11 protein-coding genes are annotated in these 12,955 nt (G+C 68.4%); all 11 read right to left on the bottom strand.

The features are described from left to right. Nucleotides 1-17: 17 nt before the first annotated feature. Nucleotides 18-965 (bottom strand): glycosyltransferase family 2 protein, encoded by a 948-nt coding sequence (locus B2X67_RS10350; RefSeq protein WP_286785433.1) that lies wholly within the window; start codon nucleotides 963-965, stop codon nucleotides 18-20. Continuing rightward, on the bottom strand, nucleotides 965-2,416 hold the full coding sequence (locus B2X67_RS10345; RefSeq protein ID WP_286785432.1) for a lipopolysaccharide kinase InaA family protein: 1,452 nt from the start codon (nucleotides 2,414-2,416) through the stop codon (nucleotides 965-967). The genes B2X67_RS10350 and B2X67_RS10345 overlap by 1 nt, the downstream gene beginning before the upstream one ends. Further along, on the bottom strand, nucleotides 2,413-3,165 hold the full coding sequence (locus B2X67_RS10340; RefSeq protein ID WP_286785431.1) for a lipopolysaccharide kinase InaA family protein: 753 nt from the start codon (nucleotides 3,163-3,165) through the stop codon (nucleotides 2,413-2,415). Before B2X67_RS10340 ends, B2X67_RS10345 begins: the two co-directional genes overlap by 4 nt. Further along, nucleotides 3,162-3,896 (bottom strand): lipopolysaccharide kinase InaA family protein, encoded by a 735-nt coding sequence (locus B2X67_RS10335; RefSeq protein WP_286785430.1) that lies wholly within the window; start codon nucleotides 3,894-3,896, stop codon nucleotides 3,162-3,164. Before B2X67_RS10335 ends, B2X67_RS10340 begins: the two co-directional genes overlap by 4 nt. After that, on the bottom strand, nucleotides 3,896-4,852 hold the full coding sequence (locus B2X67_RS10330) for a glycosyltransferase family 9 protein (protein ID WP_286785429.1): 957 nt from the start codon (nucleotides 4,850-4,852) through the stop codon (nucleotides 3,896-3,898). Before B2X67_RS10330 ends, B2X67_RS10335 begins: the two co-directional genes overlap by 1 nt. Nucleotides 4,853-4,877: 25 nt before the next feature. Continuing rightward, nucleotides 4,878-5,696: a lipopolysaccharide core heptose(I) kinase RfaP gene (gene rfaP, locus B2X67_RS10325; protein ID WP_282340490.1), complete on the bottom strand. Its 819-nt coding sequence runs from the start codon at nucleotides 5,694-5,696 to the stop codon at nucleotides 4,878-4,880. Further along, nucleotides 5,693-6,814: a glycosyltransferase family 4 protein gene (locus B2X67_RS10320; protein ID WP_286785428.1), complete on the bottom strand. Its 1,122-nt coding sequence runs from the start codon at nucleotides 6,812-6,814 to the stop codon at nucleotides 5,693-5,695. The genes rfaP and B2X67_RS10320 overlap by 4 nt, the downstream gene beginning before the upstream one ends. Next, nucleotides 6,814-7,830, bottom strand: a complete 1,017-nt coding sequence (waaC, locus tag B2X67_RS10315) for a lipopolysaccharide heptosyltransferase I (RefSeq protein WP_282340486.1) — start codon at nucleotides 7,828-7,830, stop codon at nucleotides 6,814-6,816. Before waaC ends, B2X67_RS10320 begins: the two co-directional genes overlap by 1 nt. Before the next feature lie 2 nt (nucleotides 7,831-7,832). Next, nucleotides 7,833-8,867 (bottom strand): lipopolysaccharide heptosyltransferase II, encoded by a 1,035-nt coding sequence (gene waaF, locus B2X67_RS10310; RefSeq protein WP_282340484.1) that lies wholly within the window; start codon nucleotides 8,865-8,867, stop codon nucleotides 7,833-7,835. Nucleotides 8,868-8,954: 87 nt separating this feature from the next. Next, nucleotides 8,955-9,878, bottom strand: a complete 924-nt coding sequence (locus B2X67_RS10305; RefSeq protein WP_282340482.1) for a branched-chain amino acid transaminase — start codon at nucleotides 9,876-9,878, stop codon at nucleotides 8,955-8,957. A 61-nt stretch (nucleotides 9,879-9,939) separates the two neighbouring features. Next, a complete protein-coding gene (glnE, locus tag B2X67_RS10300; RefSeq protein WP_286785427.1) occupies nucleotides 9,940-12,885 on the bottom strand; it encodes a bifunctional [glutamate--ammonia ligase]-adenylyl-L-tyrosine phosphorylase/[glutamate--ammonia-ligase] adenylyltransferase in 2,946 nt (981 codons plus the stop codon). Between the last annotated feature and the right edge of the window lie 70 nt (nucleotides 12,886-12,955).

Genomic DNA, 12,955 nt, shown 5'->3' with positions numbered 1-12,955 from the left:
GTGCACATCCTGCACGCTCAAGGTCGCGTCCCTCGCCAGCCAAGTACCAGCCGTAGCCATTTCGAAAGATAGTCCCAGCGGCACGCTATCCAGGGGTCGAGCCGCCAGGCCCGACGATAGCAAGCCAACGCCTCGCTGCGCAGCCCGGCGAGGTAGCAACCGCGAAACAGGGACAGCTGGCGCTGTGCCCGGTAGGCGCGCAGGCGGTGCTGGAACTCGCCCGGCAGACGCTCGAAGACCGCCGCCGCGACCCGGTCGCCGTGGGCGGCATCCAGCTCCAGCTGATTGCGCAGGGAATCCGCGTGCTTGTAGATCCAGACGAGCGGAACATCCAGCACCGAAATCACCGGCGACGAGAGCATGAAGGCGAAAACCGCCAGGTCTTCGCCCTGCTTCAGATCCTCGGGGTAGGGACAGCACGTCGCCCGTGCGCGGCGGAACACGGCGCTCCCATGCCCCATGCCGAAGCGTTTCTTCAGCAGGAAATCGTCGAGCCGGGAAAAAACCGCGTCGGCCATCCGCCCGGGAGGGTGGTAGCGGCTACTGCCGTCCTCCGCGCAATCCAGATGTCCGCCGAGCAACAGATCGATACCGGGGCAGGTGCGCAGCCTATGCAGGATCGCCGCTATCGCCCCCGAAGCCATGACATCGTCGGCATCGAGAAACAACACCCAGCGCCCGGAGGATAGCGCCAGCCCGGCATTGCGGGCCGCGGAAGGGCCGCGGTTGTCCTGGCGCAGATAAGCGGCACGCTGCGCCCCGCAATGCCGTCCGCGCAGCAGATCGAGCGTAGTGTCTTGCGAACCGTCGTCGACGACGATCAGCTCGCACTCGCCGGTGAGCTGCATCAGCACCGAATCCAGGCAGCGCGACAACACCGAGGCGTAGTTGTAGGCGGGAATGATCACGCTCAATAGCAGATCGGCCGGTGCGTGCTGTTTCCAGCGGGCATCGGCCACCTGCATCAGTCATGCCCCACGGCGGATGGCGGCGCTTCGGCGCTGGGCAGGTTTTCCTCCAGCCAATGCGCCAGGGGGCTATCCGCCGGCCAGTTGCGAATGAAGCGGGCGCGGTCCGCCGCCTGGGCGCGCTGCCATCCGGCACCCGGTGGGTGCGCGCGCAGCGCGTCGAGGTCGATGAGCAGCAGACGCCCGGCGTCCCACAGCAGGTTGGTCGCCTTGAGGTCGCCGTGGCTGATGCGCTCGCGCGCCAGGTCGGCGAAGAGGCTCTGAATCGCGCCGGCCTCTTCCGGGGACGGCAGACGATCGCCCTCGCGCCCGAACAGCGCGAACAGGTCGCCCGCCTCGCAGAAGACGTTGATCAGCCAGCCCCCGCGACGCAGCCCGAGAAAGCGTCGCTCGATGCAGGCCAGCGGTCGTGGCGTGGCGATGCCGAGGAACTCCAGCCGATTGCCCTCGATCCAGCTGTGCCAGGCCCGGCTCGGGCGCAGGCAGCGTCGGAGCCAGTGGCCTAGGCCCTTGACGTTGTAGCGCTTCACCAGTAGTTGGCGCGTCGCCACCTCGACCTTCGCGACCGTCGCGCTGCCTCCGTTCTTCAGCAACTGCCCGGCGCGGATGAACGCGTCGGGGTCGGCCAGCAGCGGGGCCAGGGCGTCCTGCTCGTCACGGCGCACGGCGCACAGGCCGCGCGGCTCGGTACGCACACTGAACAGGCTGCAATCGCGCCCCGCCTTCTGCAGGTAATCGCGCAGACGCCAGCGACGGACCCGGGCGACATCCTTCAGCAGCGCCTCCAGCGGCAGGGCGTGCTCGCCATTGGCCAGCAGGTAGCGCACCAGCAGCTCTTCGAAAAAGGGCTCCAGACGCGCCGGCAATTGGGCGAAGAACACCCCGAGGTTTTCCAGCGCCCGCGCGCGGGACAGCGGCTGGCCAGGGGTTTCCGCCTGCACGCCGCCGCCATCGATCAGGAACAGGCGACCGTCGTGCCGCAGCAGATTGTCCAGGTGCAGGTCGCTCTGCCATAGGCCCTGGGCATGCAGGCGGCCGATGGCGGCGAGGGCCTCGCCCAGCACGGCCTGTTGGGCGTCCGACAGCGGCGGTTCATGCTCCACCGCGCGCCAGGCGTCCCACAGGCTCTGCGCGCCGTCGAGGAACTCGAACAGCAGCCAGCCGCCCTGCCCGGCCTCGAAGCCTTCGCCGAGCAGCGCCGGGGTATCCAGGCCGGAGGCGGCCAGCAGCGCCGCGCCGTCGCGCTCGCGGGCGAAATGCCGCTCGGCCTTCGCGCCGACCAGCAATTTGGCGAGCACTGCTCGCCCCTGCCACTGCGCCAGGCCGACGTAGCGCTGCCCCGGCAGCACGCGCAGCCAGGCGCTGACGCCCAGGCCGTGCGCACCGAGGTCGACGCTCAGCGGCAGGGCCGGCGCGCGACCGGCATGCTGCAACTCGGCCAGCTTCACGTGCGTGCCTCCTTGCGGCGCTGACGCGCGGCGAGCAGCGGCAACCAGTGCGCCACCTCGGCGCTTGTCGCCGGCCGGTCCAGATAGGCGGCTAGAAATCCGCGCACGTCGGCTTCCTGCCAGACGTGCGCGCGGCGCAGCAGCGGTTCCAGATCACGCACCCGGTCGGCCTCGCCCCGGCGCAGCGGGCGGGTCTTCTCCAGGTCGATCAGGCAGGCGTCGAAGCCGTCGGCCTCGCGCAGGAAGATGTGCTTGGGGTAGAAACAGCCGTGACTCTGCCCGGCCTCGTGCAGCCGGCGCGCCAGCCGCCCCACCGCCGTCAGCAGCGCCTGGCGTTGCTCCGCCGGCCGCTGCTCCCAGCCCTCCAGCCAGTGCTGCAGGTCCCGGCGGTCGTCCAGGGCGCGGGTCAGGAGGATCGCCTGGCGCTCGCCGCGCACCTTCCGCTGACCGAAGAAGGCCGCCTGCAACGCCGGAATGCCCAGCTCACGGTAGCGCTGGATGTTGCGGAATTCGCGGGCGAAGCTCGGCTCGCCGAAGGGATGGCGCAGGCTGCGCATCAGGTAGTCGGACTGGCGCTTGAGGTAGTAACCGCGGCCCTCCAGATCCAGGCGGAAGACCTGGCTCCAGCCCTTTCCCGCCCGGTTCGGCGCGTCCACCGCGTCGAGTTGCAAGGCCCAGAGTGCGTCGAAGCTAGCCAGCGCATGGCGCTCGAGCAGGTCGCAGTCATCGCCACACAGGTAATCGCTCACTCGCGTCCCTCGAAATAGCCCAGCACCTGGCGGATGCGCTGCTTGTCGCCCGCCCCTAGCCGCGTCGCGCCGGCGTATTGCAGGTAGAAACGCAGGCGCTGCGTACGCGACAGCGTGTACTTCGCCACCTTGTCGAGGCAGGCGAGGTCCTTGACGATGCGTCGGCGCAGCAAGGCGCCGCGCCAGAAGGTTCCGCCGGGGCAATCGATGAAGAACAGCTCGCCGCGCTCGTCGACCAGCAGGTTGCGCCACTTCAGGTCGTTATGGGCGAACGAATGGTCGTGCAGGATGCGCGTCGCCCGGGCCAGCTGGCGACTGATGCCATCGACCCAGCGACGATCGCGCAGGCGGGGATCGTGGTTGTTCGCGAGCCATGCCAGGTCGTGGGTGTTGGGCAACTCCCGGGTGATCAGCGCACCGCGCAGGAAGGCCCCGCCGCTACGTTCCAGCCCCCAGCCGACCACCGTCGCGGTGGGGATGCCCCAGCGGGCAAAATGCTTGAGGTTCTGCCACTCGGCCTTGACCCGCGGCCGGCCCAGGTAGCGCCGCACGCCCTTGCCTGCGCCCCAGTAGCGCTTGACGTAATAGCGCACGCCGTCGACCTCGACGCGGATCACCTCGGACAGCGGGTCGCGGGTCAGGCGCTCGCCCTCGAGCGCGAACACCGCGTCCAGGCTGCCGAAGTGCGCCGACAGATCGGCATACGACGAATCGAGCTTCCAGCCCGCCATCAGCGCGCCTGACCGAGGTCGCGGGCGATCCGCCAGACCGGTACGAACGGCCGCCAGACGTAGTTGCCGAGCCATTTGAAGCGCCACAGTGGATACAGCACGGTGTTCTTGTGGTTGAAGCCGGGGCGCCAGACGAAGTTCTTGCGCCGGCGGGTGATGGTGAAGGTGGGAATGTCCATCATCGAGGCCAGGTGGCCGCCGCCGGAATCGTTGCTGATGACCACGGCGGCGCCGGCGACGTAATCCATGAGCGCCTTGACGTCCGGAAAGGCATGCAGCGGGAAATCGCCTATGGCCGCGCCGATCCGCTCGCGTTCGTCCGGCATGCAGACGAACTCGACGTCCCAGCCGCGCGCCTTGATGGCATGAGCCAGCAGGCGGAAACCGGCCAGCCAGTAATTCTTGCTCTCCTTGGGCGTGGTCGGGAAAACCACCACGCGGCGGCTCGGTGCCGGCTCTTTCTCGCGCCCCATGACCCGCTCACCCGGCCCCAGGGAGATCCCGTACACCTGGCTGGCGTAGGAGTCGACCCAGTCGACCATGGTCTGCCCGGCACGCGAATCGAGGCAGAACGGAATGCTCGCGCCCGGCAGGCGCTCGCCGCGCACGATTACCTCGCGCCCGTGCAGGCCGGACTCCCGGGAAATCTTCTTGGCGGTGACGAAGGCCACGTTGGTCAGCGCCGCGTAGGCCTGGGCACCCGCGCCCGGCTCGTAGCACTTCTCGAAGCAGGCGATCAGCAGGTCGAAGCGGGGCGATAGCACCTCCAGCGACTCGCTGTCATCGCGCTGCACGTCGAGCCAGTCGAAGTACTCGCGCGCCGGGTAGAGGGTCTTGCTGAAGAAGCTGACCTGCGCGCCGGCGCGATGGAACAGCCAGGCCAGACGCAGGTAGAGGGTGGCGTCACCCAGTGCCGGAAACGAGACGATGCCGACACGCAGTCCGTTGAAATTCATGTTGCCCCTTGTGTGCAGGCGCCGCTCATGCCGCGGCCCCCGGCTCGTATTTGCGCCGGTAGCGCTGCAGCAGGCGCTCGGCCTTGCGTTCCAGCCAGGCCAGCAGCGCGGCTTCGTCGCGCAGAATCTCGCGCAGCGGCTTGCCGAAATAGGTCTTTAGAAAGCGCAGCTTGTCACGCCGCGTCAGGCCGATGTCCAGCGCCGAGAAGTACAGCCCAGCGATGTCCTTGTTGCGCCAGCGGGTCGGCGTCTGCGTGCGCACCTGGGCGCGGTGCAGGTCGATCACCGACAGCCTGAAGGCCCCGGCTGCCGGCGGTGCGTCGGTGTGCAGGAGGAAATGGCAGATGTAGCAGTCGCGGTGGTTGACGCCGGCGCGGTGCATGGCGCCGGTCATCCGCGCCACTTCGGCGATCAGCGCCCGTTTCAGCGCCGGTGGCGGCGGATCGCTCGGCCAGTCGCGGCAGAAATCCTCCAGGCTGACGGTCGGCGCCAGCTCTTCGGTGACGATGAAGGAATGCTGCATCGCCGGGTTGGCACCGCGCTCGCCGAACGCCACGGAGGTCATGGTCGGCACGCCAACCTCGGTCAGCCGCTGGATCGCCGCCCATTCCTGACCGGCGCCCAGCACCGGCGCCTTGGCCGTCAGCCAGTTCTTGACGATCTCGCCCCAGCCGACGCCACGGTGAATCTTCACGAAATAGCCACGGCCGTCGACTTCGGTGCGCAGCGTGCGGCGGGCCTCCAGCTCGCGGTAAACCTCGCCCTGCAGCTTCTCCACTTCGACGAAGGGATCGCGGCCCTGCCAGAGGCTCCTGAAGGGTTCCTGCAGCTCCAGCTTGCTCATGGCCGTTCTCCGAGAATCACGTCGGCCGCGCGCTCCGGCATCGAGTACAGGTCCGCCGAATCGGCGAAGGCCAGGCCGTTGCGCGACCAGCCGGCACGCGCCGCGTCGTCGGCGAGCACGCTCGCCAGGGTAGCGTTCAGTTGCGCCTGCTCGAACGGCTCGGCGAGCACGCGGCCGGCATCGGCATCGGCGATGTAATGGGCATAGCCGCAGACCGCGCTGACCAGCACCGGCAGCCCGGCGACCAGCGCCTCGAGCAGCACGGTGCCGGTGTTCTCGTTGTAGGCCGGATGGATCAGCAGGTCGGCACCGAGCAGGAAGCGCGGAATGTCGCTGCGCCCCTTGAGAATCTGCACCTGTTCGGAAATGCCCAGCGCGCCCATCTGCAGCTGGAACGGCTTGGGATCATCCTGGCCGATGGCGATCAGGCGGGTGCGCTTCTTCAGCTCGCGGGGCAGCGCGGCGACGGCTTTCAGGGTGCGGTCCAGGCCCTTGGTCTTGAAGCCGGAACCGATCTGCACCAGCAGCAGGTCGTCGTCGGCCAGCTTGAACTCGCGGCGGAATTCGGCGCGGATGTCGGCGGCGTTGGACGGCGCCCGGCGGTCGGCGGCGATGCCCGGCGGCAACAGGTGGAAGCGCTCGGCCGGGGTGCCGTAGTGCTTGACGAACAGCGGCTGCTGGACCTCGGAGATCATCAGTATCTCGGCCTGCGCGTCGCCGCCGAACACCGCACGCTCGTAGTCGGCGAAGTGCCGGTAGCGGCCCCATTTGCGGTACAGCGGGTTGCGCAGGGTCTGCGCCTTGTCTTCGTAGCAGCCGTCGGCGGCGTAGTAGACGTCCAGGTTCGGCATCTTGTTGAAGCCGATCAGCCGGTCGACCGGATCGCGGGCCAGGTCGGCGGCGATCCAGGCGCTGAATTTCTCGTTGCGCCTGTGGTTGAAAAGCGCCTTGACCGGCGCCACGCGCACGTCGAAACCCGACGGTACTTCGCCTTCCCAGATCGGCGTATAGACGCGGATGGCGTGGCCACGGCGCTGGCACTCCAGGGCGATGCGCATGAAGTCGCGCTGCAGGCCGCCGAAGGGGAAGTACTTGTAGAGGGCAAAAGCCAGTTGCATCAGGCGCGATCCTCGAAAACGCTTTCCGGCGCCAGCAGCAACGCCTCCAGTTCGGTGCCGACGCGCTCGGCATCGAGGCCGTCGAAGCACGGCGTGTCGCGGTCGCCAAGGCCGGCGCCCGGCCCGTTCGCGCACAGGTGGATCTGCGAGCGGCCATAGGCGCCGACGCGGTCCGGGCGGGTCGGGCCGTAGAGCGAGATGCACGGCACGTCCAGCGCGGCGGCGAGGTGACCGAGGCCGGTGTCCACCGCCACGCAGGCACGCGCGCCGGCGATCACCTTGGCGACTCCGGCAAGGTTCAGTTTGGGCAGCACGGCGACCTTTTCAAGGCCGGCGGCGATGCGCTCGGCGCGGGCTTTCTCGGTCGGGTTGCCCCACGGCAGGCGAATCGCCCAGCCGCGCTCGGCGATGCGCTCGGCCAGGGCGCGCCAGTCGGCTTCGGGCCAGTGCTTGCTGGCCCAGGTGGTGCCGTGCAGGAACAGCACGTAAGGCTCGCCGGCCGGATCGGCCAGTTGCGCGCGGTCCAGTCCGTAATCGCCGATGCCGGTCGGCAGCGGGTAATCCAGCGCCTCGGCGAACAGCGCGCGGGTGCGTTGCAGCGCGTGCTGCTCGCGGGCCACGGCGTAGCGCCGGTCGTAGAAGCGTGCCGCGATCGGCTCGCGGGCGGAGTCGCGGTCGAGCCCGGCCACCGGCGCCTTCACGTAGCGGGTCAACCAGGCGCTCTTCAGCAGGCCCTGGGCGTCGATCACCAGGTCGTAGCGGGTCTCGCGCAGGCGCGCCTTGAAGCGCCGCCATTCGCCGCTCCTCCAGGTCTGCAACGGGTGCTTGCGCCAGCGCCGGATCGCCACCGGGATCACCTGCGCCACCGCCGGATGCCAGGCCGGAATTTCGGCGAAGCCCTCTTCCACCACCCAGTCGAAACGGATGCCGGGGATCGCCCGCGCCGCATCGGTGAGGGCCGGCAGGGTGTGGATCACATCCCCGAGGGAGGACGTCTTGATCAGCAGGACGCGCAACGTCAGCTCACCTCGAGCGGGTCGCCGACCAGCCGGCCGAGGGCATCCAGCACCGGGCGCGGCTCGAGCTGGCGCAGGCAGTTGTAGTGACCGAAGCGGCAGGTGCGCTCGAAACACGGGCTGCATTCCAGCCCCAGGCGCACCACCTCCACCTGGTCCGCCAGCGGCGGGGTGAACTGCGGCGAGGTGGAGCCGTACACCGCCACCAGCGGGCGGTTCAGCGCCGCGGCCACGTGCATCAGGCCGGAGTCGTTGGAGACCACGGCGGCGGCGCAGGAGAGCAGGTCGATGGCCTCGGCCAGCGAGGTGTCGCCCGCCAGGTTCAGCGCTTCCTCGCGCAGGCCGGGGATCAGCCGCGCGCGGATTTCCTCGCCCACCGGGTGATCGTTCTTCGAGCCGAACAGCCAGACCTGCCAGCCTTCGCGAATCTTCAGCTCGGCGACCTTGGCGTAGTGCTCCACCGGCCAGCGCTTGGCTTCGCCGAACTCGGCGCCGGGACACATCGCCAGCACCGGACGATCCAGTTGCAGGCCGAACGTGGCCAGCGCGGCGTCGCGGCTGCCCGGGTCGATTGCCAGCGCCGGCCGCGGATAGGGTTGCGGCAACGCGGCGCCAGGCTCGTAGGCGAGCGCCATGAAGCGCTCGATCATCAGCGGATAACGGTCCTTGTCCAGCTTGCGGATGTCGTTGAGCAGGCCCAGGCGCATCTCACCGCGCCAGCCGGTGCGCTTGGGAATCCCGGCAAAGAACGGCACCAGCGCCGACTTCAGCGAGTTCGGCAACAGGATCGCCTGCTGGTAGCGCCCCTTGAGGCCGGCACCGATGCGCCGGCGAGCGGCGAGATCGAGTACGCCGTGGCCGAGCGGGAAGCTCAGCGCCTCGCGCACTTCGGGCATCCGTTCGAGGATCGGCCGGCTCCACTCAGGCGCCAGCACATCGATGGCGCAGCCGGGATGGCGCTGTTTCAGGCAGGCGAACAGCGTCTGCGCCATCACCATGTCGCCTACCCAGCTCGGGCCGATGATCAGAATATTCATAAGGGACTCGAGGCGCGGACCGCCCGAGCCCGACGGACGCGGCGCAGGGCCGCCTCGCGCCGGGCTTCGCCGGGAAGGTCCGGCGACTTACTTGACCAGGGTACGCCAGTCGGCGTGGCCGTCGGTCTTGCCGCTGACCAGGTCGAAGTAGGCTTTCTGCAGCTTCTCGGTGATCGGACCACGGCTGCCGCCGCCGATCTGCCGGCCATCGACTTCACGGATCGGCGTGACTTCGGCGGCGGTACCGGTGAAGAAGGCTTCATCGGCGATGTACACCTCGTCGCGGGTGATGCGCTTCTCGACGATTTCCAGGCCGAGTTCCTTGGCCAGGATCAGCACGGTACCGCGGGTGATGCCGTTCAGGCAGGCGGTCACCTCGGGGGTGTACAGGCGGCCTTCGCGGATCAGGAAGATGTTCTCGCCGGAGCCTTCGGCGACGTAGCCTTCCGGGTCCAGCATCAGCGCCTCGTCGGCGCCGCCGGAAACCGCTTCCTGCAGGGCCAGCATGGAGTTGATGTAGGCGCCGTTGGACTTGGCGCGGGTCATCGAGATGTTCACGTGGTGGCGGGTGAAGGAACTGGTGCGCACCTTGATGCCGCTCTTCAGCGCTTCTTCACCCATGTACGCGCCCCAGTGCCAGGCAGCGACGATGACGTGGACCTTCAGGTTGTCGGCGCGGATGCCCATGCCTTCCGATCCGTAGAACACCATCGGACGGATGTATGCCGAAGCCAGGTTGTTCTCGCGCACGGCGGCGCGGGTCGCCTCGTTGATCTCGTCCTTGGTGAACGGGATCTTCATGTTCATGATGTGCGCCGAATCGAACAGCCGGTCGGTGTGCGCCTGCAGGCGGAAGATCGCCGTGCCCTGCGGGGTTTCGTAGGCACGCACGCCTTCGAACACGCCCATGCCGTAGTGCAGGGTGTGGGTCAGCACATGGGTGGTAGCGTCGCGCCACTGCACCATTTCGCCGTCATACCAGATCACGCCATCGCGGTCGGACATCGACATAACTGCCAGCTCCTCAAGGTTCGGTTCGTACAACTAATACGGGTTGGCGACGCGCCGGGATTCAGCTCAGCCCCAGCGTCCGCCAGATGCGCATCACGGCGCGCCGCTCGGCCTGCAACTGATCGCCTGGGACCACGCCCGGAAGCTTTTCCAGCGCCTGACGATGCGCCACGGAGCGGTAGGTCTTGTAGGCTTCCTGTAGCAGGGCGACGTCTTCGGCCGGGAGCAGTCCGGCATCAGCCAGGCCGTCCAGAATGCGGATGTTATCGGTGTAGCGCAGCAGCTCGGGATGCCCGTGCGACCAGGCCAAGGCCGCGTATTGCACCATAAATTCGATATCGACGATACCTCCGGCGTCCTGCTTGAGGTCGTAGCCGACGGTGGCGGCGAAGGCGTTCGCCGCGGTGCCGGCGGCGGTTATCGGGGTGCCGAGGTTGCTGCGCATCTTGGCGCGCATCTCGCTGACCTCCTGGCGCAGGGTCGGCAGATCGCGCTCGCGGCCGAGCACGCGGGCGCGCACCTGTTCGAAGCCTTCGCCGACCCGGCGATTGCCCACCAGCACGCGGGCGCGCACCAGCGCCTGGTGTTCCCAGGTCCAGGCCTCGGTTTCCTGGTAGCGGGCGAAGGCGCCCAGCGAACTCACCAGCAGCCCGGCCGCGCCGGACGGACGCAGGCGCATGTCGACCTCGTAGAGCTGGCCGGAGTTGGTGTGCGCGGTGAGCAGGTGAATGATCCGCTGACCGAGGCGGGTGAAGAACTGCGCGCCGTCGATCGGCTTGGGCCCGTCGGTTTCCGCCTGCGGATCGCCGTCGTGGATGAACACCAAGTCGAGATCGGAACCGTGGCCCAGCTCGATGCCGCCGACCTTGCCGTAGCCGACGATGACGAAATCCGGATCGCAAGGGCTGCCATCGGCACGTTTCGGCGCGCCGTGGCGCGCCACCGTATGGCGCCAGGCCAGCGCCAGCACCTGGTCGAGAATCGCCTCGGCGAGCCAGGTCAGGTAATCGCTGACCTTCATCAGCGGCAGCGAGCCGCTGATTTCCGAGGCCGCTACGCGCAGGCCGTGGGCCAGTTTGAAGTGGCGCAGCGCTTCCATCTGCTGCTCGAGGTCGTCCTCAGGAATCCGCAGCAGCCGCTCCTGGAGCTCGGAGGCCAGCTCCGGCGCGTTCGGCGGGTTGAACAGCCGTCCTTCGTTGAGCAGCTCGTCGAGCAGGATCGGGTAGCGCGCGATGTGTCCGGCGATCCATGGGCTGGCGACGCAGAGCGCGATCAGCCGCTGCAAGGCTCCGGGGTTTTCCGTCAGCAGCACCAGGTAGGCGGAGCGCCGCACCACGGCTTCGACCAGCGGCAGCACGCGCTCCAGCACCCGGTCCGGGTCCTGGTGTTCGGCGGCCATGCTCAGCAACCGCGGGATGAAGGCGTCCAGCCGCTCGCGACCCAGGCGCTGCATGGCGCGCGCCTGCGGCCCGTTGCGCAGCTCGGCAAGGCGCTTGCGCGCGGCGAAGGGATCGACGAAGCCGGCATCCAGCAACTGTCGGTCGATGGCCTCCTCTTCCATGCGGTCTTCCCACAGCGGCAGCCACTCGCCGCCGACGCTGGCCTGGCTGGGGAGGTTTTCTTCCTCGTTGGGGTCGGCGATCACCTGGCGGAAGTGCCAGTCGATGCGCTCACGCCAGTGGCTGAGGCGCTCGTGGAACGCGGCCCAGCCCGGGAAACCCAGGATGAAGGCGACCCGCGCGCGCTCCACCGCGCCGTCGGGGAGCATCTGCGTCTGGCGGTCGGCGATCGCCTGCAAGGCGTGTTCGGTGTAGCGCAGGAAGGCGTAGCCGTCGCGCAGCTCGGCGATCACCGCCGCCGGCAGGTAGCCCTGCCCTTCGAGGGTTGCCAGCACCTTGAACAGGGAGCGCTGCTGCAGGCTCAGGTCGCGGCCGCCGTGGATCAGCTGGAACACCTGGGCGATGAACTCGACCTCGCGAATCCCGCCGGCGCCGAGCTTGATGTTCTCGTCCATCCCCTTGCGCCGGACTTCCTGCTGGATCATCTGCTTGAGCAGGCGCAGCGCCTCGATCGCCGAGAAATCCAGGTAACGCCGGTAGACGAACGGGCGCAGGTGGTCGAGCAGTTGCTCCCCGGCCTGGCGGTCGCCGCCGACCACCCGCGCCTTGATCATCGCGTAGCGTTCCCAGTCGCGCCCCTGGTCCTGGTAGTACTGCTCCAGCGCGCTGAAACTGAACACCAGAGCACCGGCGGAACCGTAGGGACGCAGGCGCATGTCGACGCGGAACACGAAGCCGTCGACGGTGATGCTGTCGAGCGCCTTGATCAGCCGCTGGCCGAGGCGCACGAAGAATTCCTGGTTATCCAGCGCGCGCTTCACGCCCTGGGTTTCGCCACCCTCCGGGAAGCCGAAGATCAGGTCGATGTCCGAGGACAGATTCAATTCGCCGGCGCCGAGCTTGCCCATGCCCAGCACGACAAGTTGCTGGGCCTCGCCGGAGCGCTTGCCGATCGGCGTGCCGAACTGTGCGCAGAGGCGCGGGTAAAGCCAGCGGTAGGCCTCGTCGATGCACACGTCGGCCAGCTCGGAGAGGTCGCGGCAGGTTTCGATCAGGTCGGCCTGGCGCGTCAGGTCGCGCCAGATGATGCGCACCTGCTGGCGGTTGCGAAAACGTCGCAGGCGCCGCGCGAGGTCGTCCTCGTCTGTGCATTCGGCAAGCAGGCGGTGCAACTGATCGCGCAGTTCGCCGGTCTGCAGAGAACGCTCCAGCTCGCCGGAATCGGCCAGATCGAGAAAGGCTTCGGGGCTGCGCGTGGCCTGCTCGGCGACGAAATCGCTGGCGGCGGCCACCCTCAGGAAGTCCGCGTGGCGCGGTGCGGGCCAGCTGGAAAGGCGCTGCTCGGCGCTGTCGCCGAGGGTCGCTGCGGCAGTGCGCAAGGCCTGTTCCGCGCGTTCGGCGCCGCTTTGCAGGACGTCCGGCACGGCGACGAGTGGGGGCAGGTTCATGGTCTATCCTTGTCGGCTGCGGATTGCCGCCGGGGGATGCGAAAGAGGTTTTCCGCCCCTGCCGAAAGCC

It is taken from the genome of Pseudomonas sp. UBA3153 (genome assembly GCF_002364635.1).
GTDB lineage: Bacteria > Pseudomonadota > Gammaproteobacteria > Pseudomonadales > Pseudomonadaceae > Pseudomonas_O > Pseudomonas_O kuykendallii.
This window is presented reverse-complemented; position numbering and strand designations above follow the sequence as displayed.

What these genes read in the sequence shown, in the direction of transcription:
- B2X67_RS10350 (WP_286785433.1), bottom strand. Translation starts at nt 965, where the DNA reads ATGCAGGTGGCCGATGCCCGCTGGAAACAGCACGCACCGGCCGATCTG.
- B2X67_RS10335 (WP_286785430.1), bottom strand. Translation starts at nt 3,896, where the DNA reads ATGGCGGGCTGGAAGCTCGATTCGTCGTATGCCGATCTGTCGGCGCAC.
- B2X67_RS10330 (WP_286785429.1), bottom strand. Translation starts at nt 4,852, where the DNA reads ATGAATTTCAACGGACTGCGTGTCGGCATCGTCTCGTTTCCGGCACTG.
- rfaP (WP_282340490.1), bottom strand. Translation starts at nt 5,696, where the DNA reads ATGAGCAAGCTGGAGCTGCAGGAACCCTTCAGGAGCCTCTGGCAGGGC.
- B2X67_RS10320 (WP_286785428.1), bottom strand. Translation starts at nt 6,814, where the DNA reads ATGCAACTGGCTTTTGCCCTCTACAAGTACTTCCCCTTCGGCGGCCTG.
- waaF (WP_282340484.1), bottom strand. Translation starts at nt 8,867, where the DNA reads ATGAATATTCTGATCATCGGCCCGAGCTGGGTAGGCGACATGGTGATG.
- B2X67_RS10305 (WP_282340482.1), bottom strand. Translation starts at nt 9,878, where the DNA reads ATGTCGATGTCCGACCGCGATGGCGTGATCTGGTATGACGGCGAAATG.
- glnE (WP_286785427.1), bottom strand. Translation starts at nt 12,885, where the DNA reads ATGAACCTGCCCCCACTCGTCGCCGTGCCGGACGTCCTGCAAAGCGGC.